The sequence below is a fragment of the Crassaminicella thermophila genome, assembly GCF_008152325.1.
In the GTDB taxonomy this organism is placed as follows: domain Bacteria; phylum Bacillota; class Clostridia; order Peptostreptococcales; family Thermotaleaceae; genus Crassaminicella_A; species Crassaminicella_A thermophila.
In genome coordinates this window covers 292,190-318,730 of sequence record NZ_CP042243.1, presented here as the reverse complement: position 1 = coordinate 318,730, position 26,541 = coordinate 292,190, and the positions used below count along the sequence as shown (strand labels likewise).

At 32.9% G+C, this 26,541-nt stretch carries 19 protein-coding genes, 2 rRNA genes, 1 pseudogene and 1 other annotated feature; of the genes and pseudogenes, 6 read left to right on the top strand and 16 right to left on the bottom strand.

Annotated elements, in window-relative coordinates:
• Positions 1 to 174 precede the first annotated feature (174 nt).
• Complete coding sequence (locus FQB35_RS01425; RefSeq protein WP_148808203.1) at positions 175 to 414, bottom strand: hypothetical protein; 240 nt, start codon at positions 412 to 414, stop codon at positions 175 to 177.
• Positions 415 to 538: 124 nt separating this feature from the next.
• The gene (fusA, locus tag FQB35_RS01420; protein WP_148808202.1) at positions 539 to 2,608 is read right to left on the bottom strand and encodes an elongation factor G; all 2,070 of its coding nucleotides are present in this window, start codon (positions 2,606 to 2,608) and stop codon (positions 539 to 541) included.
• Between the two features lie 327 nt (positions 2,609 to 2,935).
• On the opposite strand from fusA, the gene FQB35_RS01415 reads away from it, so the two are divergent.
• The 4 genes from FQB35_RS01415 (at position 2,936) to FQB35_RS01400 (ending at position 5,742) form a co-directional block, all read left to right on the top strand.
• Positions 2,936 to 3,424, top strand: a complete 489-nt coding sequence (locus FQB35_RS01415) for a hypothetical protein (protein WP_148808201.1) — start codon at positions 2,936 to 2,938, stop codon at positions 3,422 to 3,424.
• Positions 3,425 to 3,570: 146 nt separating this feature from the next.
• Positions 3,571 to 3,993: a MaoC family dehydratase gene (locus FQB35_RS01410; RefSeq protein WP_148808200.1), complete on the top strand. Its 423-nt coding sequence runs from the start codon at positions 3,571 to 3,573 to the stop codon at positions 3,991 to 3,993.
• A 27-nt stretch (positions 3,994 to 4,020) separates the two neighbouring features.
• Positions 4,021 to 5,094: a poly(R)-hydroxyalkanoic acid synthase subunit PhaE gene (locus FQB35_RS01405; RefSeq protein ID WP_148808199.1), complete on the top strand. Its 1,074-nt coding sequence runs from the start codon at positions 4,021 to 4,023 to the stop codon at positions 5,092 to 5,094.
• A gap of 141 nt (positions 5,095 to 5,235) precedes the next feature.
• Complete coding sequence (locus FQB35_RS01400) at positions 5,236 to 5,742, top strand: ferritin (RefSeq protein WP_148808198.1); 507 nt, start codon at positions 5,236 to 5,238, stop codon at positions 5,740 to 5,742.
• Positions 5,743 to 5,792: 50 nt separating this feature from the next.
• Here FQB35_RS01400 and FQB35_RS01395 read toward each other — a convergent pair whose 3' ends face one another.
• From FQB35_RS01395 to FQB35_RS01380, 4 genes are all read right to left on the bottom strand, one after another.
• Entirely contained in the window at positions 5,793 to 6,707 is a 915-nt protein-coding gene (locus FQB35_RS01395) for a sigma-54 interaction domain-containing protein (protein ID WP_148808197.1), read from the bottom strand.
• A gap of 47 nt (positions 6,708 to 6,754) precedes the next feature.
• Positions 6,755 to 7,564: a PAS domain-containing protein gene (locus FQB35_RS01390; RefSeq protein ID WP_148808196.1), complete on the bottom strand. Its 810-nt coding sequence runs from the start codon at positions 7,562 to 7,564 to the stop codon at positions 6,755 to 6,757.
• Between the two features lie 246 nt (positions 7,565 to 7,810).
• Positions 7,811 to 8,923, bottom strand: coding sequence for an NAD/NADP octopine/nopaline dehydrogenase family protein (locus FQB35_RS01385; protein WP_168198208.1), 1,113 nt, complete (start codon positions 8,921 to 8,923; stop codon positions 7,811 to 7,813).
• Between the two features lie 43 nt (positions 8,924 to 8,966).
• Positions 8,967 to 10,403, bottom strand: a complete 1,437-nt coding sequence (locus FQB35_RS01380; protein ID WP_148808194.1) for a YfcC family protein — start codon at positions 10,401 to 10,403, stop codon at positions 8,967 to 8,969.
• A 370-nt stretch (positions 10,404 to 10,773) separates the two neighbouring features.
• Between FQB35_RS01380 and FQB35_RS01375 the strand changes: the two are divergent.
• Positions 10,774 to 11,969, top strand: a pseudogene (locus FQB35_RS01375) (IS110 family RNA-guided transposase).
• A gap of 424 nt (positions 11,970 to 12,393) precedes the next feature.
• Here the strand turns inward: FQB35_RS01375 and FQB35_RS01370 are convergent.
• The 3 genes from FQB35_RS01370 to asnS are packed head-to-tail and all read right to left on the bottom strand — an operon-like array spanning position 12,394 to position 14,706.
• Complete coding sequence (locus FQB35_RS01370) at positions 12,394 to 12,864, bottom strand: nucleoside recognition domain-containing protein (protein WP_148808193.1); 471 nt, start codon at positions 12,862 to 12,864, stop codon at positions 12,394 to 12,396.
• On the bottom strand, positions 12,861 to 13,286 hold the full coding sequence (locus FQB35_RS01365; protein ID WP_148808192.1) for a nucleoside recognition domain-containing protein: 426 nt from the start codon (positions 13,284 to 13,286) through the stop codon (positions 12,861 to 12,863). Before FQB35_RS01365 ends, FQB35_RS01370 begins: the two co-directional genes overlap by 4 nt.
• Before the next feature lie 28 nt (positions 13,287 to 13,314).
• Positions 13,315 to 14,706, bottom strand: coding sequence for an asparagine--tRNA ligase (asnS, locus tag FQB35_RS01360; protein ID WP_148808191.1), 1,392 nt, complete (start codon positions 14,704 to 14,706; stop codon positions 13,315 to 13,317).
• A gap of 41 nt (positions 14,707 to 14,747) precedes the next feature.
• Positions 14,748 to 14,965, bottom strand: a binding site (T-box leader).
• A gap of 204 nt (positions 14,966 to 15,169) precedes the next feature.
• Between asnS and FQB35_RS01355 the strand changes: the two genes are divergently transcribed.
• Positions 15,170 to 16,396, top strand: a complete 1,227-nt coding sequence (locus FQB35_RS01355) for a SpoIIE family protein phosphatase (protein WP_148808190.1) — start codon at positions 15,170 to 15,172, stop codon at positions 16,394 to 16,396.
• A 27-nt stretch (positions 16,397 to 16,423) separates the two neighbouring features.
• Here the strand turns inward: FQB35_RS01355 and FQB35_RS01350 are convergent, their stop codons facing one another.
• The 7 genes from FQB35_RS01350 to FQB35_RS01320 all read right to left on the bottom strand — a co-directional run bounded on the left by FQB35_RS01350 (position 16,424) and on the right by FQB35_RS01320 (position 26,390).
• Complete coding sequence (locus FQB35_RS01350; protein ID WP_148808189.1) at positions 16,424 to 18,394, bottom strand: methyl-accepting chemotaxis protein; 1,971 nt, start codon at positions 18,392 to 18,394, stop codon at positions 16,424 to 16,426.
• Positions 18,395 to 18,544: 150 nt separating this feature from the next.
• A complete protein-coding gene (locus tag FQB35_RS01345) occupies positions 18,545 to 19,153 on the bottom strand; it encodes a TerD family protein (protein ID WP_148810724.1) in 609 nt (202 codons plus the stop codon).
• 108 nt (positions 19,154 to 19,261) lie between these two features.
• Complete coding sequence (locus FQB35_RS01340) at positions 19,262 to 20,068, bottom strand: AIM24 family protein (RefSeq protein WP_148808188.1); 807 nt, start codon at positions 20,066 to 20,068, stop codon at positions 19,262 to 19,264.
• Between the two features lie 123 nt (positions 20,069 to 20,191).
• Positions 20,192 to 22,381 (bottom strand): ribonucleoside-triphosphate reductase, adenosylcobalamin-dependent, encoded by a 2,190-nt coding sequence (nrdJ, locus tag FQB35_RS01335; RefSeq protein ID WP_148808187.1) that lies wholly within the window; start codon positions 22,379 to 22,381, stop codon positions 20,192 to 20,194.
• 154 nt (positions 22,382 to 22,535) lie between these two features.
• Positions 22,536 to 23,042, bottom strand: coding sequence for a thioredoxin family protein (locus tag FQB35_RS01330; RefSeq protein ID WP_148808186.1), 507 nt, complete (start codon positions 23,040 to 23,042; stop codon positions 22,536 to 22,538).
• A gap of 218 nt (positions 23,043 to 23,260) precedes the next feature.
• A 5S ribosomal RNA gene (gene rrf, locus FQB35_RS01325) occupies positions 23,261 to 23,377 on the bottom strand.
• Positions 23,378 to 23,466: 89 nt separating this feature from the next.
• A 23S ribosomal RNA gene (locus FQB35_RS01320) occupies positions 23,467 to 26,390 on the bottom strand.
• Positions 26,391 to 26,541: the final 151 nt, after the last annotated feature.

The following is a 26,541-nucleotide window of genomic DNA, read 5'->3' as shown; positions in this document are numbered from 1 at the left end:
CTTTAACTTTATTTTAATGAAAATTTTCTTTCCATTCAAATTTAATTTTTTCTCATTTATAAGTATTATCCATTTATATATTAAAATATCTTTATTTTTCTATTATTCTCTATTTATTTTTCTCTTTATTGAAAAATTCTATAAAATTTAAAGAAAGTCAATGACTGACTTTCTTTAAACCCTCTTTCTATGAGCAATGATATGATATTTATTATCATCATGTCCTCCCTTTGGCAAAACCTCAAATCCATTCTTCTTTAGTATGTCAAACAAATAATCTGACTGAGCTGCATCATTTCCTTCCATGGTAATAATCAACTCCTCATCATCACCAACATCCTTTAATAAATCTATTAACTTCGTATTTGCATTCATTCCTAATTCCTTATCATAATTTATATAATGATCTATCATACTTTACCTCCTTCTTATTCTTTCTTCATTAGTTTTTGTCTTGTTTATAATATTATTCTCATTCTGCATAATATCTTATCCTCCTAATAAATAAAGATGGCACATAAAAGCACCATCTTTATTTCTATTTTTTATTTTCTTTTACAGCTTCAATAATTTTAGGACTAAGATGCGCTGGAACCTCTTCATATCTTGCAAATTCCATTGTAAAACTTCCCCTTGCTTGTGTCATAGATCGAAGATCTATTGCATACTTAAATAGTTCTGCTTGTGGTGCCTCAGCAATAACTTTTTGGTTTCCATCTCCAATTGGTTCCATACCAAGAATCCTTCCTCGTCGTTTATTCATATCTCCCATTATATCTCCCATATAATCTTCTGGCACAATAATCTCCACATGCATAATAGGTTCAAGCAATACTGGATTTGCTGCTTCCATTCCTTTTTTGAATGCCAATGATGCAGCAATCTTAAATGCCATTTCAGAAGAATCTACATCATGGTAGGACCCATCATATAAAACTGCTTTCACATTTACTACTGGAAATCCTGCCAAAACTCCAGTCTCTAAACATTCTCTAAGTCCTTTTTCAACAGCTGGTATATAATTTTTTGGTACAGCTCCACCAAAGATTTCCTCTTCAAATATAAATTCTTCTTGAGCTGGTTCAAATCTTATCTTAACATCTCCATATTGTCCATGCCCACCTGACTGTTTCTTATGCTTTCCTTGTACATCCGATTTTCCTTTAATTGTTTCTCTATATGGTATTAATTGATCTACTAACACTACATCTACACCAAATTTATTTTTAAGTTTGCTTGTAATTACATCTATATGCATATCTCCTTGTCCGCCTATAAGGGTTTGCTTTGTCTCCTTATTACGAATCACAGTAAAAGTAGGATCTTCTTCTGTTAGTTTACTAAGCCCTGAACTGATTTTTTCTTCATCACCTTTACTCTTAGGCTCAACAGCCATAAATAATGTCGGCTGCGGGAACTCAATTTTACTATAATGTATTGGATTATTCTTATCACATAAAGTATCTCCCGTTTGTGCATATTGAAGTTTTGCAACAGCTACAATATCTCCAGCCACAACTTTATCTACTGCAATTTGGTTTTTCCCTCTCATTAAAAACATATTCCCTATTTTTTCTACTTCATCCTTTTCTGGATTATATACTTCCATATCTGGAGTTAATTCTCCTGAAATCACTTTCATCAGAGAAATTTTGCCTACATACGGATCAACAATTGTTTTAAATACCAATGCAGAAAATGGGTCTTTTACATTAATATTTCTAAATATCTTACTACCATCCTTAGGATTGATTCCTTCATAAGCTTTCATATCCCTAGGTGTAGGCATGTATGTATCGATCATATTTAACAAAGTATGAACACCTATATTATTCACTGCAGAACCCACTAATACTGGTACAATATCTCCTTCTAAAACTCCTTTACGAAGTCCTTCATGAATTTCTTCCGGAGTGAATTCTTCTCCTTCAAAATATTTCTCCATTAATATTTCATCACTCTCAGCTACAGATTCGATCAACATATCTCGAATAGGTTGAATTCTTTCTAACCATTCTTCTTTTATTTTGGCATCTACACATTCTTGTCCGTTATATTCCCTTGCAATCATATCTACAACATTTACAAGCCCTCTTAATCCATTGTCTGTTCCTAATGGAATAGCAAAAGGCGCAATAGCTTTTCCGAACTTTTCTCTTAATTCATTAATAACTTTATCATAATTAACGTTTTCCTTATCCATTTTATTTAAAAATATAAATCTAGGCATTTTTCTCATGCTTGTATATTTCCAAGCTTTTTCCGTTCCAACTTCTACGCCTGAACTTGCATCTACTACAATAATAGCCCCCCCTGCAATTCTTAATGCACTATTCACTTCTCCAACAAAATCGAAGTATCCTGGTGTATCTAATATATTATATTTTTGATCTTTCCATTCAATAGGAATTAAACTTGTACTAATAGAAAGCTTTCTATCGATTTCTTGTTTGTCAAAATCTGATACCGTATTTCCATCTTCTGTTCTTCCTAATCTATTCGTAACTTTCGTTGTATATAACATTGCTTCTGTTAGTACAGTCTTTCCACAGCCACCATGACCTACTAATGCTACATTTCTTATTTTATCACTTATATACTTCTTCATTGAATTTCCCCCTCGCCCAATATTTATTGTAATATTTAGACAACTCTTTAAATTATATATTCTTTACTATTCAGAAAATTCCTTCTAGTTTTATTTTTTCTTCAATAAGTTTAGTAAATATATCTTACTGAATTTTTTATTGAAAGCCAATTTATACAAAAACACAAAAAATGCAAAAAAATGTAGTCGAGCGAAAGTTTTGAAAACTTTACATTCTTACGCAGGAATTTTGTTCCATTTACAGAAAAAATATCTATATAATGTATTTTAAATTTCAGGTAAAGTATACTGGATCTATCTAGTTTATTCACATGGAGGTATTTCATAATGAAAATAACAAAAAAAATGTATGAGGAATATTTAAATACTTTGGGCGTTCCAAAAGCTGATATGTATGAAAATGGTGGTCGATGCAGAGGCAAAAAATACGGTACATGGCTCAGGAGAAACGATAAAGAAGCCTTTGATATTGGTTATAATGCATATGTTGAAAAATTAAAAAGTAAAGAAAATGAAAATAGTAAGACATATGTCAATACAAATAAGGCTTTATTTGACTACTCTCAATCAAAAGTTATTAGAGAAATAATAGATATTTTGAAAGAAGAAAATATAGAAAAAGAATGCCATGTTTTATTACCAAAACAGCATGACAATATAGAATATAAAGGTCAATCCCCTTTAGTTATGATAAGTAGTGAAGTAGAAAGCAGTTTTATTGCAGAATTTATTAATGAATCTATTCCAAAAGATAAATATTTCCTTAGCCCTTGTTCAACCTATATGCTTGGAGTATATCCAACAAAAATTATTTAATAAATAAACCTTTAAAATAAGACAGGTTCACTTCAAAGTGAACCTGTCTTATTTTTTTCATTCTTTTTTATTTTTTAGTCATATGCACTCAATTCTATTCATACTATTATTTTGTATACTTTCAAGAAAACGAAAGGGGGATCATTATGATAATAGATCGACCATACGAAGAAATAACAATTGGAGAGAAAGCTAGTTTGTCAAAAAACATAACAGATAATGATATTCGTAAATTTGCGTCCATTACAGGAGATTTTAATCCTATACACATTGATGATACGTTTGCCTCTAAAACTATCTTTAAAAAAAGAATCGCCCATGGTATGTTGACAAGTTCTCTTATATCTGCTGTTTTAGGCACAAAATTACCTGGCGTGAATACACTATACTTAAGCCAAAGTTTAAAATTCTTAGCACCTTGCTTTATAGGAGATACTTTAACAGCTACCGTCCAGGTAATAGATAAAAAAGATGAAAAACAAATCTTAATATTAAAAACAGTAGTTACCAATCAATCTAATACTGAAATCGTAATAGGAGAAGCTGTCGTAAAAAAAATGAAGTCTTAAACAAAAAATACGAAAGGGGAATTTTCTATGATCTCACAAAACTTATTTGGTAATCTAATGGAACAATGGTTTGATACCCAAAAGAAAATGTTTGATACTTTTCAAGAAAATTTTATTCCTAAAACTGTTGAAGAAAATTCAAAGGAATTCAATAATCCTTTTTTAAACTCTATGGAATTTTTTAATCAATTAATCAAAATGAATCATGATATTTTTAAAACAAACCTAGAGTTGTTTGATATAAATATTCCAGAAGAAATTTTTAGAAAAATACCTTTTAATACAGACATTTACTATAAGGTATACGATTTTTGGAAAAATATTTCAGAAAATGATCCTAATAAAATGATGCAGTTTTATAGTCAGTGGCAAAAAGATTATATGGAAATTTTATCAAGTCATTTCATTTCTTATTTTCCTAGCTCTATACAAAGCCTATTAAAACAACCTATTGATATTTATGAAACCTATTTTGATATAGTAAAAAAATTTTGGTATCCATGGATTAAAAATGGAAAAGAATTTCAGGAACTCCTTGCTAAAACTACTCTAGCTGATAAAGATGCTTTATTAAACTATACAAAACTTCTTAAAGAAAATTATGAAAAAACTTTTGGCAAACTCTTCTCTGCACCTATGATTGGTATAAGCAGAGAATATTTTGAAAAACAAATGGAAAGTTTAAATTCTTTTACAAAATATGTAAACACTCTTAATGAATTTTCTGCAACCATTTATCGTGTAGGCACAGACACTATGGAAAATATTATTTATGATTATCAAAATATGATAAAGAACGGAACTCAACCGAAAACTTTTAAGGAGTTTTATGAATATTGGTGGAAACAAAATGAAGAAGCTTATAAAGCACTATTTAGTACAGATGATTTTTCAAAGCTACTAAGTCAGCTTACAGATGCTAGCGTTCTTTTTAAGAAAAATTTTGATAAAGTTCTCGAAGAACAACTACAGTTTCTACCATTTCCTAGCAAGAGCGATATGAATAGTCTTTATAAAACTATATACAGCTTAAAAAGAGAAGTAAGAGGCTTAAAACAAGAGATAAGCACATTAATTGATGAACTTAATTCTCAAGAATAGCTTTTATACTAATCAATACACCATAATTAAAAAATTAAACTTAAAGAGCAGCAAAAAATTGCTGCTCTTTTACTTTTTTTGTTTAAAAAATATGGTTTTGTGGTAATAAATAGTTATGATAATAAACAAAGGAGGATTTTTATGATTAGTGAAAAATTAATGAAAGAATTAAATGAACAAATTAAATTTGAATTCTTTTCTGCAAATCTATATTTAGCTATGGCCGCTTATTGTGCTTCAGAAGACTTAGATGGATTTGCAAACTTTTTTAAAGTACAAGCAGAAGAAGAAAGATTTCATGCAATGAAGTTTTTTGATTATGTGGTTGAGATGGATGGAAGAGTAACAATTTCTGCCCTTGATGAACCCCAAAATGAATATACATCTATTTTAGATGTATTTCAAAAAGGTTTAGAGCATGAAAAATTAGTAACACAAAGAATTTATAAGCTGACAGACCTTGCTATGGAAGAAAGAGAACACGCAACCATTAGTTTCTTAAGATGGTTTATTGATGAACAAGTAGAAGAAGAATCAACCTTTAATAGTATCATTAAAAAACTTCAAAGAATCCGTGATAACAGCAATGCCCTTTATATGTTAGATACAGAACTAGCCCAAAGAACATTTACACCACCTGCTGAGTAAATTAAGTAAAGATGCTGTAATAAATACAGCATCTTTACTTATACTTAAATTTAATCTAATTGAATATTATATTCCTTCATTTTTCTATATAATGTTGCTATGCTTATACCAAGAGCTTGTGCAGCCATTTTTTTATCTGCAACACTTTTTCCATAAAATTTTAGTGAATTTTCTATAAGTTTCCTTTCCATATTTCGGATTGTTGTAATCTGAAAATCTTTAGAAGCCTCTTCTGTTAATTTCTTTATTTTAAGAGGAATACTATCCATTCTGATGTATATGCTATTTTCCATATTTACAGCATACTCAACAACATTTTGTAATTCTCTTACATTTCCTTTCCAGTTATAATTCAGCAGAACACTTTCTACTTCCGTTGAAAATCCGTAAATATTTTTAGAAAGTTTCGCATTATATACTTTTAAAAAATATTCAAGTAAAATCTTTACATCTCCTTTTCTTTCTCTTAAAGGAGGAATAAATATGGGAATCACATTCAAACGATAAAATAAATCTTCTCTAAATTCTTCATTCTCTACCATACTTTCTAAGTTTTTATTAGTTGCTGCGATCACTCTTACATCTATAGGTATACTTTTATGTCCTCCTATTTTTTCGATACTTTTTTCCTGTAGAACTCTTAATAATTTTGTTTGTAGATGAATTGGCATTTCTCCGATTTCATCTAAAAAAATGGTTCCTTCATTAGCAAGTTGAAATTTTCCTAATTTCCCTCCACGTCTAGCTCCAGTAAATGCTCCCTCCTCATAACCAAACAATTCACTTTCAAGTAAAGTATCTGGTATAGCCGCACAATTAATGGCAATAAACGGTTTATTTTTTCTATCGCTATAATTATGTATTGCTCTCGCTAATAGCTCTTTGCCTGTGCCACTTTCTCCCTGTATTAAAACTGTAGATTTGCTATTTGCTACTCTTTTAGCCTTATCCTTTACTTGATCCATTAGTACACTCTCACCAATAATATCATCAAAAGTTGTATAAGAACTATTTAACGATACATCATCACAACATTATATATATCAGACATTTTTTTAAATGTTAAAATAGAACCAATGCTTCTATCTTTATGTTTTATAATTTTTCCAGAAACAATCATTTGCAAATCCATCTCTTCTTTACGTATATTCAATTCTCTGTTTCTAAAGGATCTCCCATCTTGAATCATTTCTTTTATATATACTTTAGGAATTAAATCCATAATGTTTTGCTTTCTAAGATCCATAGAAAATAAGTCAATAAATTCTTTAATATGTGAATTCATATAGATAATATATCCCTTTTCATCTAAAGCAATAATGCCATCATCAATAGAATCCATTATAGATAATAACCGCTTCTTCATAATTTTTAATTTATCTGTCGCTTCTTTTTCTAGTAATTTGCTAATAATTAAATCTGCCATTTTATTGATAAAATCAAGAATATATTTTTCTTTTTCTAATAATATTTTTTTATTCTCCTCTGTATCAGCAAGAATCCCAATACTTCCTAAAATAGTATCATTATACTGAATAGGAGTCCCTATCAATGCTTTAAGATTGCATTTATTCTTATGTAGACATATCATACATCCTTTATTTTCATTTCTTGTCTTTATAACTAAATGTTTTCCTGCATTTATTATTTTTGTCAATATGGAATGTTTTGTAATATTCAGACATTCCGACTCCCAATTTTTATTGCTATCTCCAATTTTTCTAAGATGATTATCACATATAATGATTTCCATATTCATCACACTAGCTATTACATCTGAAATTTTCTTTACTGTCTCTTCAATGTCGGCTAACCTAAGCATTTATATTCCCTCCATAAGATTTTAATTCTTTTCTCATTATGATGTTTTTTAAAATGATGAAAAATATTTTCTTCCATTATAGTCACTTTCCTACAAAAAATAAATGATTTGTTAGAAATTTTATTCAATTTAAAAATCGATTCATCTTCCTTTCAAATATATGTCCTTTTAGGATAAAGAGTAAAGAAAAACACACTTTATTAAAAATGCTATAAAGTGTGTTCTTCTTTTTGCATCCTTATCATTTTATTGATTGTTACACTTTAACTTTTTTCCCGTTTTCACAAATTCCATAATTTCATCGGCAGTCATATTTTCTAATCCGAGATTTTCAACCGTTCGTCCATTAGATGAAAAATCTTTATGAAGGAAATATTCACAAAATCTTATCACCGTTTCCATTCTCTCTACTGGTACTCCTAATAATTTACCCATAGAAGCTAAAGGAAGCAATCCCATAGGAATATCCTCTAAAATATAACGGGTATTAAGACTATGTTGCCCCTTAATTTCTGCATATGCCTGTGTATTTTTTACTGCTTGTTCTAAAGTATCTTCACATACACCATACTCGAGTTCGTACTGTTTTTTACAAGTAATTAAATTAAGGCCTAGTGCATTTCCAACAGCTATTCTTTCTTGATCTAACTCTTCTAAAAAGCTTCCTATTGATGGTGTAAATCCATCCCAGTAAAATAACCAGTCTCTATTAGATTCTACCAATCCCGTACATAGCAGTGTTGTTGTGGGATGCACAATCGGGTTCGTATTGTCAAAACTTGTCACCATGACATTTTCAGCTGCTTCTACTTCTTTATAAGCTGCATTTAATATTTTTACAACTCTATCCGTTTCATTTGCTGGTAAGGCAGCAACCAATATTCTATCTTTCACCCCTAAAATCCTTGCCCTTCCTGGTTCAATCAATCTACATGCATAAATAAGCGTATTGCTTTCAGCAATAATTACATTTGCATTGCAATCTTCATCTTCAATAATTTTGTGAAAAGCTAATGCTCCAAAAGTTGCCCCTGGATGAAGAAAAACGATTTGTCCATCTACTAAATGTGGTGCACACATCTTTGCTATCTCCTTGTGTGCTAAAGATGGAACAATAATCATAATAATATCCGTATCTTTAAGAGCTTCTTCTATATTATTGGTTGCAAGTTCTACTTTTCCAAACCCATTAACAATTCCTTCTAAAAAAATTCCTCCCTGTTCATTAATTTTTTCGACTGTTTCTGGGATAATATCATATAGTTTTACAGAAAACCCCATAAGGCCTAAATGACCAGCAACTGATTGTCCTCCATTTCCTCCTCCAATAATAGTCCATTTTAAGTTTTTGTTATTCACAGACATTTCCCCCTTTTGATAGTATAAAAGATTTAAAAATCTATTAAAAAGGTCCCCAGTTTGTTATAACCCCTATAGCCAAAATAACCATAACCCATATAGTCCACTTTAATACCAATGGAACTGCAAATTTAAACCATTTACTAAACGGAATGCCTGCTATTCCTAATGAAGCCATTAAAACAGGATGGGTTGGAGTAATCATATTCCAATAGCCATCTCCTGCTTGATAAGCCTGCACTGCTACTTGTCGTGTAACACCAATAATATCACTTAATGATGCCATTATAGGCATTACAACAACTGCCTGCCCTGTTGAAGAAGGTAAAATAAAATTAATAATCCCCTGTGTAAAATACATTCCCCAAGCTGCTAAAATACTATTTAAGCTTTGTAGAGGTAATGAAAGGGCATATACAATCGTATCCATTATTTTTCCATTTTCTAAAACTACCAAAATAGCTCTAGAAAAACCAATTAATAAAGCTGCTGTTGTCATTTCCCTTGCACCCTTTAAAAATTCTTCTGTAAATTCATTAAAATCAGCATCAAAATGAATCAATCCCACTACAATTCCCATTAACATAAACAAAGCAGATATTTCTGATAAATACCATCCATATTTAAGTACGCCAAAAACTAATCCTATTAAAGTAAGTAAAATCACTATTAAAATCACTTTATGTTTTCTAGTAAGTTCATAGTCTACATTAAATTCCTCTCTAACTTTATCATATTTTATATTAGCAACAAGACTTTTTTGTGGATTATCTTTTACTTTTTTGGCATACCTTAAAGTATGATGTATGGCAATAATCAGTCCTCCAAACATAAGAACTGTTCTTAATCCAATTCCTGAGAATAAAGGCAGCTCCGAAATGCCATGTGCTATCCCCACATTAAATGGATTAATAGGACCTGCTGAATATCCTGCATAAACACCTATACAAACTAAAGAAACAGCAACAATTCTGTCATATCCTAGTGCTAAACATGTAGCAACTAAAAGTGCTACAAAAGGCAATGTTTCCTCTGCCATACCAAAGCTTGCTCCGCCCGCTGCAAAAGCTGACATGACAAGAATAATTAAAATGTTTTCTCTTCCAGATAATTTTTTAATTAACTTTCCTAATGCTGCATTAATAGCACCACTTTTAATAACAACACCAAAGACACCGCCTACAACAAAAACAAAAGCAATAATCTCTGATGCATGCACAATTCCTTCAAATATAGATGAAAGAATTTTCCAAAATCCTATAGGTGATTGATCTACCTGTGTAAATGTTCCTGCTACAACTAATGTCCTTTTTGTTGCTTCATCAAATACTCTCTCAAACTCGCCTGCTGGTACAATATAAGTTAGTATTGATGAAAATAAAATCATCAACATTAATAATGATGCCGTCGTTGGCATTTTAAATCTTTTCTTCTTTAATTTTTTCTTTTCTGATTTTAATTCCATTTCGACTGGTGCCATTCACATCATCCTTTCACATAACTTTATACAACATTTCATGCTTAGAACTTACTATAAAAGTCCTACTTTTAAAAAAATCACACCATCATCTCCTTGTATACTATATTTAGGTTAATAAAGGCAACCTATAATCCTTTATTAGCTGAAAGATTATACAAAAAAGAGTATAATCAAAATATTAGATAGAGTGATGTCGTAGTCTCCTTGAGGTAAGACCTCGTACTTGAAAGACTGACACCTCTGTCTGATAAACAGATTACGAATAAGTTGGATGTTGACTAATAAGTTTAGTACTTCGAATATGCAACAAGGCGGTAACGTTTATCAGATTAGAGGAACTATCTAAAATAAATTTATAGTGGTGATGGAAATGTTTTATTTAGGTATTGATATTGGAAAAAACAATCATGTAGCTTCGCTAATAAATGAAAAAGGAAAAATTATTTTTAAGGCTTTTTCCTTTTCAAATACTACAAATGGTGGTGAAAGCTTAATTACTAAGTTAAACAATTTCATTAGATCTGTTAATGATGTTGAAATAGGTATGGAAGCTACTGGTCACTATTGGTTATCCATTTACTCATTTCTTGTGGAAAAAGGTTTTGTCATTCATGTTGTAAACCCTATCCAAACTGATGGTTGGCGTAAAGGTATTGAAATCAGAAAGCGTAAAACAGATATCATTGATTCTGTTTTAATTGCAGATCTTATTCGTTATGGTGATTTTTCTGGAAACTTCCTTAGCCGATGAAAATACCATATCACTTCGCAACCTTTCTCGCTTTAGAAACTATCTCATCAGTTCTATAGGTGACCTTAAACGTAAAAACCATTTGTGTCTTAGACCAAGTTTTTCCTGAATATCAATCTATCTTTTTCTGATATTTTTTTGGACAAACATCAAAGGAAATTTTGCTTCATTTCAGCTCTCCAAGTGATTTCGAAAATATTTCATCTGAAAAGTTAGACAAAGTTTTATCTGAAATCACTATGAAAAAATTTGCTACTAATAAAATCAAACAACTTTCTCGTGTAGCTAAAAATTCTTTTGGTATAAGCTTTTGTTTAGATAGCTTTGCTCTTCAATTAAAACTATTAATTGAGCAGATTAACTTTATTGAAAGTCAGGTCAAAGATATAGAAAAGCAAATAAACACTTTACTTGATAAAATCAATTCTCCTATTACTACAATACCTGGTATTGGCAACGTAACAGCTGCAACTATACTTGGCGAAATAGGTGATATCTCAAGATTTTCAAACCCTTCAAAGCTTGTTGCTTATGCTGGAATTGATGCTTCTGTTTCACAATCTGGTGAATATCAAAGTACAAATAACAAAATGAGTAAACGTGGATCGCCCTATCTTAGAAAGGCTCTCTTTAGTGCTGCTTTAGTTACCTCTAACTGTGACCCTGTTTTTAAAGCTTTTTACCAGAAGAAACGTTCAGAAGGAAAACATCACCTAACGGCTATTGGAGCTGTCGCTCGTAAACTTTGCTACACAATTCATGCTATTTTAAAAAATAATTGTCCTTATGAGGTGAGACTACCTAATAACGAGTAATTGATATTATTTCCCATATTTTTACTTATACTTGCCTCACGCAGGTCTTTTTGTCATGCATTTTTATTCACCAATTTAATTAAAATTTTTTCTTTTTTACTATTGACTTTTTATAGTTGGTCTTTCTATTTTTATTTGAAAATTCTGTTAATTGTTTTCGTTTTATAATTAGCAAGAACTATTCCAATAAATTTGATTTATTTTCTTAGTAAAATACACGAAATGAGCATTATCATTTTAAAATATCAAATATTTTTATCATTTTGATAATTGATTGTTTATAGATGAGTTTCTTTTATTTCTTATAATAAGAATTTTTCTTATTATAAGAAATTCTATCAATTCAATCTTTCTTTATATAAAAAACAAAGGAAACTCTTTCATAAAAAGAATTTCCTTTGTTTTTTATATGCGTTTCAAATTCTTATTCTTTTATATTTCCATTCCCTAATACAGATAAATCTTTTAAATTGATTCTTTTTGATAGATAATAGGTTATACCTATAGCCATCATAAATCTTAATCCTAATAAAATATAACCATTAGCACCAACAACAACAAATATCAAGGTATCTTCAAAAACTGCATGACACGTAACTAAAAAAGCTACTAATAAAAGTAAATCTTTCTTTGTTAAATTTCCTTCCTTAGAACTTTGAATGATTACTCCAGCTCCATAAGATATTCCAAATATAATCCCTACTAATAATGGAAAAATAGATTCTTTAGAGATACTAAATAGTCTTGTGAAAAATTTAAAATATTCCGCTATTTTGCTTAAAACATTATAATCCTTTGCCACTTGCAAAATAATCATCAGTGGAATCACAATCATTGCTATTGAATACACAGACTTTAAACTTCCTACGAATCCTTCTTTTAAAATTTCTATCATAGCAATGCACCTACCTGTCCTACAATAGCACCTACAACCAATGCTAATCCAACCCTAAGGGCTATGAATTTTCCAATGCTTACATTTAATTTCTTTATTACTGCCGTTTCAACAAACAAAGAATGGGAAAAGGAAAGCATAATGCCTAATGTAGTTATTTGCATAGGTGTAAGTGTTATGGCTTTGATTGCCCCAATTGCTGCATATAAATTAAGGGCATTTCCTAAAACTAATACAATAGCTGCTTCTCCAGGAAGATTAAACACTCCCATAAGAGGTTTAAATGCATAAGCAATCCAATCAAGTACAGGAGTATACTTTAAGAAAGTTACAAAAACATATACAGGAATAATCACTTTTCCAAGCATCCAAGTAGTTGCTATTCCATTTTTAAACCCCTTTTTTATAGAATCCAGCATCATACTTTCCTCCCCTTTTTTATTTATGTTTTTAGAATTCTGCTGACTTTGCTGTTCTTGGAAAAGCAATTACATCTCTTATATTCGACATACCTGTCATATACATAATTAATCTTTCAAATCCTAATCCAAATCCAGCATGCTTAGTTCCACCATATTTTCTAAGTTCTAAATACCACCAATAGTCTTCTTTGTTAAGACCCATTTCTTCAATTCTCTTTTCTAATATATCCAATCTTTCTTCTCTTTGGCTTCCTCCAATAATTTCTCCTACACCTGGTACCAAAAGATCTGTTGCTGCAACTGTTTTTCCATCATCATTTAATCTCATATAAAATGCTTTAATATCTTTTGGATAATCTGTTACAAATACAGGTTTTTTAAATACTTTTTCTGTTAAGTATCTTTCATGTTCTGTTTGTAAGTCACATCCCCACTCTACTGGATATTCAAATGCTTCACCAGATTTTTTTAATATTTCAATTGCATCTGTATAAGTAACTCTTCCAAAATCAGAGTTAACAATATTATCTAATCTTTCTAATAACCCTTTATCAATAAATTTATTGAAAAATTCCATTTCTTCTGGTGCATGCTCAAGTACATACTGAATCACATATTTAATCATATCTTCAGCCAATTCCATATCATCCTCAAGATCTGCAAAAGCAATTTCAGGTTCAATCATCCAAAACTCTGCAGCATGTCTTGCTGTATTTGAGTTTTCTGCCCTAAACGTAGGTCCAAAGGTATATACATTTCTAAAAGCTAATGCAAAACATTCAGCTTCAAGCTGCCCACTTACTGTTAGATTTGTTTCTTTTCCAAAGAAATCTTCTTTGAAATTTATTTTTCCATCTTCTGTCTTTGGAATATTGTTAAAATCTAGTGTAGATACTCTAAACATCTCTCCAGCACCTTCACAGTCGCTCCCTGTTATAATTGGCGTATGAGCATATACAAATCCTCTTTCTTGGAAAAATTTATGGATTGCATAAGCTGCAATGGAACGAACTCTAAATACTGCTGAAAAAGTATTACTTCTTGGCCTTAAGTGTGCAATAGTTCTTAAAAATTCAAACGTATGTCTTTTCTTCTGAAGTGGATAATCTCTATCAGAAGTACCCTCAATATTAACCTTTGTAGCTTTAATTTCAAATGGTTGCTTTGCTTCTGGTGTTAATACTAATTTTCCTTCTACTATAATCGATGAACTTATAGTAAGCTTTGAGATTTCTTGAAAATTCTCTAAGTTTTCTTCAAAAACCACTTGAAGATTTTTAAAAAAGCTTCCATCATTTACTTCAATAAAACCAAAAGATTTAGAAGCTCTAAGCGTTCTAACCCAACCTGCAATAGTAACCGTTTGATCTGCATATTTTTCTTTATTTCTATAAAGATCTTTAATTAATATTGTTTTCATCATTTTACCTCCTCCTTAATCAAAAAAGCCTTCCGTCTCTTAAAAGGGACGAAAGGCTTTTATTCCGCGGTGCCACCCTGCTTGCCATAATATGGCCATCTCTAAAGGATAACGGTCTTAGCCGTCTAAGCCTACTCTCATATGATTTCGGTTAGAAACTCAGAGATGTTCTTCAATATAGGCTTCGTATCGATCTCCCACCATCATCGACTCGCTTTTAACTACCTCCTATATTTACTCTTCTCGTCTTCGTTCTTTATTTATTTACTTGTATCATTGATATTATAATATTTAGAAAATAATATGTCAAAGCTTTTCCCCATTATTTTACCCTAAAATTTTAGATATATTAAAAAAATATTCCTTTTTTATCTATTTTTGTCTTACTCACCATATAAAAATTTAACATTCTTTTTTAATTATATGTTAAAATTAGTTAAATCCACTTTTTAGAGGTGATTTCATGCAGCTATCTTTAAAACAATTAAAGGATTCTAATCGCTTTTTAAATATTATATTTGAAAATATAACATCAGCAGTTTTTTTGATAAATAGAAACATGAAAATACAACAATTTAATGAACCCTTTAAAGTCCTATTTAATAAAGAAGAAGATCAAATTATTGGAAAGCTTTGCGGAAATGTTATTGAATGTAAGTATACTGTAGAAGAAGATAAACTTTGTGGACGTACAAGCAATTGTGAAACATGTATAATTAGGAAAGCTGTCTTAAAAGCATTTAATGAAAAACAACCTACTTTTAAAGAAACCATAAATAGAAATTTCTATATAAATGGAAAATCTATAGAAAAATATTTTCAATTTACCACAAAGTACCTAAACTATAATAATGAAGATATGGCTTTAATTATTTTAGATGATATTACAGAAATTGAAAAAAGTAAATTAGAATTAAAGAAGAGAAATGAAATAATCGAAAAGTATAATCGTAGAATTCGTGATGAATTAGCTCTTGCTAAAAATGTTCAACAAAATCTTATCCCCAGAAATCTTCCTCATATAGAAGGAATATCATTATCTGCCATTTATAAACCTCTAGAAGAAGTTGGCGGAGACTTATATGATTTTATTAAATTAGATGAAGATACTTTTGGAATTTTTTTAAGTGATATTTCTGGACATGGTGTTCCTGCTGCTATGATTACAACTATGGTAAAAGCCATTATGGAAACAAGTAAACATCTTTTTAAGCATCCAGCTGCTTTTATAAGTTATTTGAATAGAAAATTAATAAATATATCAGAAGATATGTATCTAACTGCATTCTATGGACTATATAATCGAAAAACAAAGAAACTTACCTATATGAGATGCGGTCATCCTTATCCCATATTGATTCGAAATGAAGAATATATAGAAATTAAAGAAGGAGGAAGTACCATTTTAGGTGTTTTTGAAAACATAAATTTTGAAAGCAAAACCATTTCTCTTCAAGAAGGAGACAAGTTAATCTTTTATACAGATGGTCTTACAGACTCTTTAGATGATAATCAAAGCTTTTATCATATTATAATGAAGCATTCTCATAAACCAATAAAAGAGTGTATTAATAAGCTATACGAAGAAGTAATTCGTATTAAAGAAATTAAAAATCTTGAAGATGACATATGTATCCTCGGTATGGAGATTCATGAAAACTCAAATAATACTTACAAAAAAATTGTATAGTAATTTTACTATACAATTTTTTATTATTTATTCTATTTTAAACTTCTGTATAGATTCTTGAAGCTTATTAGAAATTGTTGCTAATTGCTCTGCTGAAGCTGATAGCTGTTCTAAAGCAGCCGTTTGTTCTTCTGTAGAAGCTGCTACCTCTTCCGTTCCAGCAGCATTCTGCTGTGTAATACTTGCAATATTTTCAATATTTTCTCCTACTACTTTTGAATGTTCATTTAATTTTTCACATTCTTGAGTAGCTAATTTGACAGCATTAGTAATATCTGAAACTGCTTTTAGCGTATCATTAAAGACATTGACTGTTTGTTCTACAGCATTTTCTTGATCATTTACTACTACTCTTGTTTGATCCATCTCTTTTACAGCACTCTCTACCCCTATTTGTATTTCGTTTATAATGTCACTTATACTTTGTGTTGCTTTACTTGATTCTTCTGCAAGCTTTCTTACCTCTTCAGCAACAACTGCAAATCCCCTTCCAGCTTCTCCTGCTCTAGCTGCTTCAATAGCTGCATTTAATGCTAATAAATTTGTCTGTTCTGCAATACTGCCTATTACCTCTACAATTTGTCCTATTTCTTGTGATTTATCTGATAATGCAGAAATTTCTTCTCCAACCTTTTTTGTTGCCTGTTTGTTTTCTTCCATTTTGCTCTTTTGGTAATCTATAATTTGCATTCCTGCATCAATGGTTTCCTTAGCTATAACAGTAACTTTTTCTGCACGATTAGATGACTCTGCTATTTGCTTAATACCTATTATCAGTTGATTTACCATATTGCTTCCTCTTTGAGTAGAATCTGCCTGCTCCATAGCTCCTCTTGCTAATTCTGATATAGTTTCTGATACTTGCTCTGCCACTTTACTAGCCTCACTTGTTGAAGCCATCATTTGCTGTGATGTAGCAGCTACTGTCATTCCCATATCGTTCATTTCTTTTAATAACCCTCTCATATTTTCAATCATATGGTTAAAGTTATCTGCAAGTACACCAATCTCATCATTACTTTTTACATCTACTCTCACCTGAAGATTTCCTGAAGCTACATCCTTTGTTATATTAGCCATTTGTAATATTGGTTTAATAGATCTACCAATCAGAAAATATATTAATATTCCAATTACAGTAATCATAATAAGTCCAATTATAACAATAATGTTTCTAAGCTTTCCTACACTATTTGTTATTTCACTTTCATATGTAGTCATAGCAATAGACCATCCAACAGAATGTAGTGGTGCATAAACTGCTATTTTTCTCTTTCCTTCAAATTCATAGTATTCTACACCTGTTTTTGATTTTATCATTTTTTTCGTAAGTTCTTTTTGAGAGGTACTTCCCTTTTGCAAAGCATTATACTTAAGAATCATTTCCTTTTTAGGGTGAGCCATTACTATTCCTTCCTGATCAATCATGTATGCATACCCAGTATCCCCTAATTTTTCAGCATTAACAATGTCAGTTATAACAGATAAATTTACTGTTCCTCCAATAAGACCTATAACATTTCCAGAATCATTTTTTATAGGCGCTGCAACTACTACAATAGGGTTTCCTGTGCTTTTTGATATTATTGGCTTTGATATGACTGTCTGTCCAGCCATAACCTTAGGAAAGTATGCCCTATCAATAATATTTCCTCCTTGTCCATTACTACTTAAATATTTTCCATATTTATCTGAAATAATTATGGTTTCAAAATCCTTAAATGCTTCTTTATTATCAGAAACAAATTTTTTAAGTGCATTTAAATCCATATTTTTTACTACATCCGTTAAAGAAAGTAATGTAATCATACTCCTCCACTCATGAATCTTATCATCCGCTAGCGCTACTAATTTATCTGTCTTACTTTGCGCAAGCTGTTCCACATCATTTATTATTATTTTCTTTGCTTGTAAAAATGTAGCTCCTGATAAAGCTAAAATTCCTATAATTAAAAATATTAGTACAGGGATTGTGATTTTGTATTTTAGACTTTTCACTTCATGGCCTCCTTCTATTTATTTTTTCTATAATTTAAATAAATTCGACAACTTATTCCATTTTCCTTCTTTTTCATCTGTTCATTTGTATGCTTTTCTTTTTATATAAATGAAAGGAGCGTTCTAAAAACGCTCCTTTCATTTACATCATTATTCTGCATCTACTCCATAACATGCACAAAGAGCAGGAAGTCCATCATTAAATCCTGAGCCAATGGCATTAAACTTCCATTCTCCATTGTATCTGTAAAGTTCTCCAACAACTACAGCTGTCTCCATACTATAATCTTCTGAGAGGTCATATCTTAAAAATTCTCTATTAGTATTTTGATCTATTAATCGTACAAAAGCATTTTCTACCATCCCAAAGTTTTGACCTCTTTCTTTTCCTTCATAAATTGTAATAGCAAATATAATCTTTTGAATATCATCAGGTACAAGATTTAAGTCAATAAATACTATCTCATCATCACCTGATCCTTGCCCTGTTCGATTATCGCCACTTAATTCTATACCTAATCCAGCAGGATTTTTATTTCCAAAGAATACAAAATCTTTTTCATTTCTTACTTTTCCATCGGCTTTTACAGCAAAAGTGAATACATCTAAATCAAAATCTTTTCCATCAAATTTATTTACATCCCATCCAAGTCCTACATGAATTTTTGATAATGTGTTTATATCTAATCCAATATCCGCTGCTGCTTTTTTCAATGATACCTTTTGGCCCTTTTTCAAGGATACAATTTTTTTATTCATATTTGCACCAAGACCACCTAAGCTATCAATTCCACCTGCTTGTTGTTGATTTTGTACATTATTACCACCTAATCCACCAAGACCACTAAGTCCCATTTGTAACCCTCCTTATCGGTTATTAAAAAATCTTCCTAATGTATTTGTTACTTGCCCTATCGTATCTTCTACATTATCCATAGAATTTCCAAAAGCACTTGATTGAGTCCCTACTGCCTCTCCTCTATCAATCCCTATATCAAGCCCTGCTTTTCTCTCCGAAGGCTGAAGTACAACCGTCTGGCCTGATTGTTTAAATTCAAACATATAAGATTCTCCTGAGGTTTGTCCAATAAATGTTTTCCAATTTACATCTGCTTTTAATGTTGGATCTGGACCCGTCCAGCATATTATAGCATCAGGATCTACTCTACAAGGTGTTTGCAGTACAATAGCATTTCCATCTGTAATTACTGCTATGTAGCCTACTTCTCCTGAATTGTTTTGAAAATTTGTAGTAAATAAACCTTTTTGAGATAATACGCCTGCTCCTATAAATCTAACACCATATTTTAAATTCCCTGTAAAAGCCAATATATTTTCTGATTCTACCCCTACCTGCTCACCAGGTTGTAATGGTATAATAGTTACATTCTTTCCTGCAAAAGCTAATATACACATACCACTACCTGTTACCTTCATAATTTCCATATTTTCACCTGTAAGCCTTCTAGTAACACTATTCATAATTCCTCTAGCCAATCCAGCACCTGCATTAGGATCTAATAGTATTTTTTCATATTTAAAATTTCCTTGATCTGCAACCATTGCTCCCTTTTTAGCAAAGAAAAATCCATTTCCTTGTGCTACACATGAATAAGCTGGTGTTTGTTTTGTTGCTCCTGTTAAATGTTCATATGTTGATAATTGAAAACTCATTTTGTTCTCCCCTTTTTCATTATATATATGATTTTTATAAAGTCCTACTATTAAGCTATAAATAAATTATATCATTTTTCAAAAGTATCAGTAAACAAAAAGAAGTGTTTAATAAAAACACTCCTATCTTATTGGACATATTCCATTTTCACAGCTATCATTTCCTATATCTAAATCAACTTCTTCCTTTTCATATTTTCCAATTAAAGAAGCCATAAAAGGTTTCATTTCCTCAACTCGTTTATTGTATTCTTCTTCTGTTATTGCTTCATAGGGAAGCAATTTATAAAAATTGTCATCTAATGCTAAGAATGATAAAGCAACTACATCATCCCAATTATCCCAAACCCACTGTTCTACTTCTTCCCATTCATGCTCTCTTACATGAACAGTAATAGAACAATTGTGGTCTACATAATTTTTCATAAACATTTTATAATTTTCAAGCTGCTCTATTGCAGAAACATCATATTTTGTTTTCCCATTTGGAGCTTTTACAGGAAATTCTACTACTTTTGTCACGCAAGTCTCCCATTCTTGCCCTACCTCTGGGAATACAGGATATTCTAACTCTTCACATACCTTTACTAGTGGGTCATCAGAGCTTATGCGAATTCTTCTTATATAATAAGGAGAATGAGAATAATGCACCCCACTAGATACAGTAGGCAATTGACTTAGTGTTCCTTCAGGTTTTACAGTTGTTACAAGCAATGGTTCATTTTCACCAATTTCAGATGCATAGTTTTTTGCTTCTTCATGAGCCACTTCTCTCAATACTCTTAAAAGTTTTGCTTGTTCTTCTCTTGTCATGCCTGTAGCATTAACCATATCTTGCCATCCTGTTAAAGAGCATCCTACCAATTTATCTCTTTGCTGTACTATATCCCATAATGGCAGTTCTAGCTCAACACATGTCATTCTATAACCTGCTCTTACAGATAATCGTTGTGCTTCTATCAATCCTTCTAAATCAAGGGTATTATCTTCTTTTACAAATGCATATACATTCACTGTTGTTAAATTGCAAAGTCCTTTTGAATCAAGTAAAATTTCTCCACATGGGTTTACACCATTCATATTTGGTCTTCGTTTTAAAGCAGCTTCAGCATTTATCCATCCCGGCTCTCCTGAATATCTCATTCTTTCTATTTGCCAATGAAGTTTCTCTCTGCTTGGTTTCTTTGTATAATAAATTGAGTTATTACTCATTTGCCTATGAAGAATATCCTTATCTACAATCCATTGCCCATCAATTTGCTTATAAAGGTTTGATTTTGCTTCAATAGATTCTTTATCCTCTGGGTCAAGCAATACCATCTCTGCAGTACGTCTTACTCCTCCTACAACAACATTCTCCCCAATAATATTTGCTATATCCAAGCAATCAATTGGTTTTAATTTTACTCTCTTTGCATTATCTATTGTTGCATTTCTTTTAATGACTTTATCAATCTTTACAAACATGGTTTTTAAACTTGAATGTCCACTCGCTGTACCTCCAAAAGTTTTTAGTTTTTCTCCCTTTGGTCTTACATTATCATAGTCTACAATGATTGTTTTTACATTTCTATATTCATTGCTATAGATCAATTTAAAGAAGAAATCTAATCCTTGTGTCCAACCTTCCTTGCTATCTCCGACTGTTATTTTCACTGTATTATTATAGAAGAATTCTAAACTTGTACAATCTTCTCTTTCGTTCTTCTGTATAGGCGTATAATCTTTATGTATGATTTCGTAATCAGTTCTCACTTTCGGTAAGCTTGAAATATCATCTTTTAATATTCTTAATCCTACCCCTGAGCCAACCATCAATAAGTAAAATAAATCTTTAAAGCTTTCAAAACTATTGATAATTAAAAATGCACAATTATAATTTGACATGGGATAGTGTTTCGCTACAGGAGTATTTCCTACCCAGAATGTTCTTCCTGATAAAAATTGTCTTAAATTGTAAATATTATCATACAACTTTTCAGCTTCTTCTCTCGTTGTAGGAACCAAACTACAATTATATTCCACTGCACGTCTTACTGTCTCCCACCAATACTCTCTTCTTTTTTCTTCAGGAAGCCATCTAGAATAAGTTCTATAATAAACAAAATTCCCTAATTGTTTCATAGGAGAAGGCTTATGCTTATATTTACTAATAAATTCATCTGATAACAATCTATTCTCAACCCTTTTTAGCATTTTTCTTTTTTTGTTTTGCTCGTTTCTATAGATTATATACGCTTTTGCTAAATCTTTCTTTATTTTCATATCATCAAAATCTACAGTTTTTTCATTTCGTTTCCTTACTTCAATCATAAAATTCCCCTTTCAACTTTCTTCAATGCTTTATTTAATGATTGTATAATCTATCCTATTATAACATTATTTAGTATATTCTTATAGGGTCATGCACTATATATTGTAGCATCTGAAAGTTTCATTGTCAAAAAAATAGATGGCACTTTGCCATCTATTTTTTTACTATATTCAACACTTCTTTTATTGTTTCTATCGCATACTCACCTTTTCTATATTTTCTTTTTGCTACGATAATCTCTACTTGTTTTCCTTTCGCTTCAATCTCTTTTAAAACTTGGGGTTGTTCTATAAAAGCGCCTAATGTATAAAAGTCCTTATCCATAATCACAAATGTTGGTATTTTAGGTTTCCCATTCACCTTATAGTTATCCATAAAAATTTCATTACCTTCTCTGGAAACAATAGAAATTATAAAATTAGGATTTATATCTGCTATCTTTTGAAGTGCTGGTACATTGATCATACAATCCGGGCACCATATTTCTGCAAATACAAGAACATTTGTTAATTGGTTGACTTTCTTAATCTCTTTTTCTAAAGCTTCATCCACCACAATATTATTGTATACCTCTAGTGTTTTTTCTTTATAAGTATCTTTATCTTTATTTACAAAATCCATAAAAGAAAGTCCTTTTTTAAAAAGCGCTTGAATATTCATCAAATTCCCCCTTATTTTCATTCACAAACAATATCCATCTATTCTATGAAAATAATCTTTTAATAAATATAATAACCAACATCAAAAGAACGTTCATTCAAGATAACTTTTGAAAAAACTAAATTTCATGTTCCATTTATAATATATGATATATTATATAACTTTATACTTGCAGCAAATTTCTTAATTGCCATAATATTTTTTAAAACAAAAAAATTATCTAGCGACGACCTACTCTCCCAAGGCGTCTCCGCCTCAGTACCATCAGCGCTGAAGGGCTTAACTTCTGTGTTCGGTATGGGAACAGGTGTAACTCCTTCGCTATTGTCACTAGATAATTTTTCTCACCATTATTAAAACTATATTTCTTTTAGGAGTTTCTACTAAAAGTAATTATATACCCTCAAAACTGAACAATGCATATTTGGTCAAGTCCTCGACCTATTAGTACCTATCAGCTTAAGACATTACTGCCCTTACACCTTAGGCCTATCAACCAGATAGTCTTTCTGGGGTCTTACTGACTTACGTCATGGGAAATCTAATCTTGAGGGGGGCTTCGCGCTTAGATGCCTTCAGCGCTTATCCCGTCCATACATAGCTACTCAGCCATGCCGCTGGCGCGACAACTGATACACCAGAGGTACGTCCATCCCGGTCCTCTCGTACTAAGGACAGCTCCTCTCAAATTTCCTGCGCCCACAGCGGATAGGGACCGAACTGTCTCACGACGTTCTGAACCCAGCTCGCGTGCCTCTTTTAATGGGCGAACAGCCCAACCCCTTGGGACCTACTTCAGCCCCAGGATGAGACGAGCCGACATCGAGGTGCCAAACCTCCCCGTCGATGTGGACTCTTGGGGAGATAAGCCTGTTATCCCCGGGGTAGCTTTTATCCGTTGAGCGATGGCCCTTCCACTCGGAACCACCGGATCACTAAGCCCGACTTTCGTCCTTGCTCGACTTGTAAGTCTCGCAATCAAGCTCCCTTCTGCCTTTACACTCTACGCGCGATTTCCGACCGCGCTGAGGGAACCTTTGGGCGCCTCCGTTACCTTTTAGGAGGCGACCGCCCCAGTCAAACTGCCCACCTGACAGTGTCCCAAAGCTGGATTCACAGCTTCTGGTTAGAACTTCAGTATTACAAGAGTGGTATCCCAACGGCGACTCCACACATACTGGCGTACATGCTTCTAAGTCTCCCACCTATGCTGTACATGTAATACCAAAATCCAGTGTCAGGCTACAGTAAAGCTCCACGGGGTCTTTCCGTCCTGCTGCGGGTAACCGGCATCTTCACCGGTACTACAATTTCACCGAGTCTATTGTTGAGACAGTGCCCAAATCGTTACGCCTTTCGTGCGGGTCGGAACTTACCCGACAAGGAATTTCGCTACCTTAGGACCGTTATAGTTACGGCCGCCGTTTACTGGGGCTTAAGTTCAGTGCTTCACTTACGTTAACACGTCCCCTTAACCTTCCAGCACCGGGCAGGCGTCAGCCCCTATACATCGTCTTTCGACTTAGCAGAGACCTGTGTTTTTGCTAAACAGTCGCTTGGGCCTATTCTCTGCGGCCACCTCGGGCTTTAACACCCTACCGTGGCACCCCTTCTCCCTAAGTTACGGGGTCATTTTGCCGAGTTCCTTAACAATAGTTCTCTCGCTCGCCTTAGGATTCTCTCCTCACCTACCTGTGTCGGTTTGCGGTACGGGCACCTAGATCTCGCTAGAGGCTTTTCTCGACAGTGTGGAATCAGCAAGTTCGCTACTATATTTCGCTCCCCATCACCTTTCAGGATTGCCTACGCGGATTTGCCTACATAGACTCCCTACGGGCTTAGACGCACACAACCAACGGTGCGCTTAACCTATCCTCCTGTGTCACCCCATTGCTCAAACGATTTTCGGTGGTACAGGAATTTCAACCTGTTGTCCATCGCCTACGACTTTCGTCCTCGGCTTAGGTCCCGACTAACCCTGAGTGGACGAACCTTCCTCAGGAAACCTTAGGTTTTCGGCGGGCAGGATTCTCACCTGCCTCTCGCTACTCATGCCAACATTCTCTCTTGTATACAGTCCACTGCTCCTTACGGTACAGCTTCAACCCGTATACAATGCTCCCCTACCCATCCCAAAGGGATGCCGTAGCTTCGGTGACAGGTTTGAGCCCCGGTAATTTTCGGCGCAGGATCACTCGACTAGTGAGCTATTACGCACTCTTTAAATGAGTGGCTGCTTCTAAGCCAACATCCTAGTTGTCTATGCAATCCCACATCCTTTTCCACTTAACCTGTACTTAGGGACCTTAGCTGACGGTCTGGGCTGTTTCCCTCTCGACTATGAATCTTATCACACATAGTCTGACTCCCAAAGATATGATTACGGCATTCGGAGTTTGATAGTCTTCGGTAACCGGTGAGGGCCCCTAGGACATTCAGTGCTCTACCTCCGTATCACTAACTTTGAGGCTAGCCCTAAAGCTATTTCGGGGAGAACCAGCTATCTCCGAGTTCGATTGGAATTTCTCCGCTATCCACAAGTCATCCCAGCCTTTTTCAACAGACATGGGTTCGGTCCTCCACGAAATTTTACTTCCGCTTCAACCTGCTCATGGATAGGTCACCCGGTTTCGGGTCTACGGCATACAACTAAATCGCCCTATTCAGACTCGCTTTCGCTGCGGCTCCGTAGCTTAACTACTTAACCTTGCTGCATACCGTAACTCGTTGGCCCGTTCTACAAAAAGTACGCGGTCGTTCATATAAAGAACTTCCACTGCTTGTAAACATAGGGTTTCAGGTTCTATTTCACTCCCCTCCCGGGGTTCTTTTCACCTTTCCCTCACGGTACTATGCGCTATCGGTCACCAGGTAGTATTTAGCCTTGGGGGGTGGTCCCCCCTGCTTCCCACAAGGTTTCACGTGTCTCGTGGTACTCTGGAGTATACTCAAGCTAGACTTTGTTTCGCCTACAGGACTATTACCTCCTATGGTGGGCCTTTCCAGACCTCTTCGGCTACAAATTCTTCGCTCTTATGAGTATATCCGCAACCCCTAGAAAAAATTTTCTAGGTTTGGGCTAATCCCCTTTCGCTCGCCGCTACTTAGGGAATCGAGTTTTCTTTCTTTTCCTCAGGGTACTTAGATGTTTCAGTTCCCCTGGTATGCCTCCTCACTACCTATGGATTCAGTAGTGGGTACCTAAGTATTACCCTAGGTGGGTTTCCCCATTCGGAAATCCCCGGATCAAAACTTGCTTGCAGTTCCCCGAGGCTTATCGCAGCTTACCACGTCCTTCTTCGGCTCCTGGTGCCAAGGCATTCACCCTATGCTCTTTATAACTTGACCAGAAATTGTATTTTATGCATTGTTCAGTTTTTCAAAAGTACATTTTTACTTCGTAAAATGTACGGCATAACAAAAATCATTCGTTACACTCATGATTTCTGTTGCTTAAAGTACATCCTACGATTTGAAAGATCATTTGATCTTTCAAAAC

Excerpts from the sequence above, each read along its gene's own strand:
- FQB35_RS01425 (WP_148808203.1), bottom strand. The coding sequence starts at position 414 with ATGATAGATCATTATATAAATTATGATAAGGAATTAGGAATGAATGCA.
- fusA (WP_148808202.1), bottom strand. The coding sequence starts at position 2,608 with ATGAAGAAGTATATAAGTGATAAAATAAGAAATGTAGCATTAGTAGGT.
- FQB35_RS01415 (WP_148808201.1), top strand. The coding sequence starts at position 2,936 with ATGAAAATAACAAAAAAAATGTATGAGGAATATTTAAATACTTTGGGC.
- FQB35_RS01410 (WP_148808200.1), top strand. The coding sequence starts at position 3,571 with ATGATAATAGATCGACCATACGAAGAAATAACAATTGGAGAGAAAGCT.
- FQB35_RS01405 (WP_148808199.1), top strand. The coding sequence starts at position 4,021 with ATGATCTCACAAAACTTATTTGGTAATCTAATGGAACAATGGTTTGAT.
- FQB35_RS01400 (WP_148808198.1), top strand. The coding sequence starts at position 5,236 with ATGATTAGTGAAAAATTAATGAAAGAATTAAATGAACAAATTAAATTT.
- FQB35_RS01395 (WP_148808197.1), bottom strand. The coding sequence starts at position 6,707 with ATGGATCAAGTAAAGGATAAGGCTAAAAGAGTAGCAAATAGCAAATCT.
- FQB35_RS01390 (WP_148808196.1), bottom strand. The coding sequence starts at position 7,564 with ATGCTTAGGTTAGCCGACATTGAAGAGACAGTAAAGAAAATTTCAGAT.
- FQB35_RS01380 (WP_148808194.1), bottom strand. The coding sequence starts at position 10,403 with ATGGCACCAGTCGAAATGGAATTAAAATCAGAAAAGAAAAAATTAAAG.
- FQB35_RS01370 (WP_148808193.1), bottom strand. The coding sequence starts at position 12,864 with ATGATAGAAATTTTAAAAGAAGGATTCGTAGGAAGTTTAAAGTCTGTG.
- FQB35_RS01365 (WP_148808192.1), bottom strand. The coding sequence starts at position 13,286 with ATGATGCTGGATTCTATAAAAAAGGGGTTTAAAAATGGAATAGCAACT.
- asnS (WP_148808191.1), bottom strand. The coding sequence starts at position 14,706 with ATGAAAACAATATTAATTAAAGATCTTTATAGAAATAAAGAAAAATAT.
- FQB35_RS01355 (WP_148808190.1), top strand. The coding sequence starts at position 15,170 with ATGCAGCTATCTTTAAAACAATTAAAGGATTCTAATCGCTTTTTAAAT.
- FQB35_RS01345 (WP_148810724.1), bottom strand. The coding sequence starts at position 19,153 with ATGAATAAAAAAATTGTATCCTTGAAAAAGGGCCAAAAGGTATCATTG.
- FQB35_RS01340 (WP_148808188.1), bottom strand. The coding sequence starts at position 20,068 with ATGAGTTTTCAATTATCAACATATGAACATTTAACAGGAGCAACAAAA.
- nrdJ (WP_148808187.1), bottom strand. The coding sequence starts at position 22,381 with ATGATTGAAGTAAGGAAACGAAATGAAAAAACTGTAGATTTTGATGAT.
- FQB35_RS01330 (WP_148808186.1), bottom strand. The coding sequence starts at position 23,042 with ATGAATATTCAAGCGCTTTTTAAAAAAGGACTTTCTTTTATGGATTTT.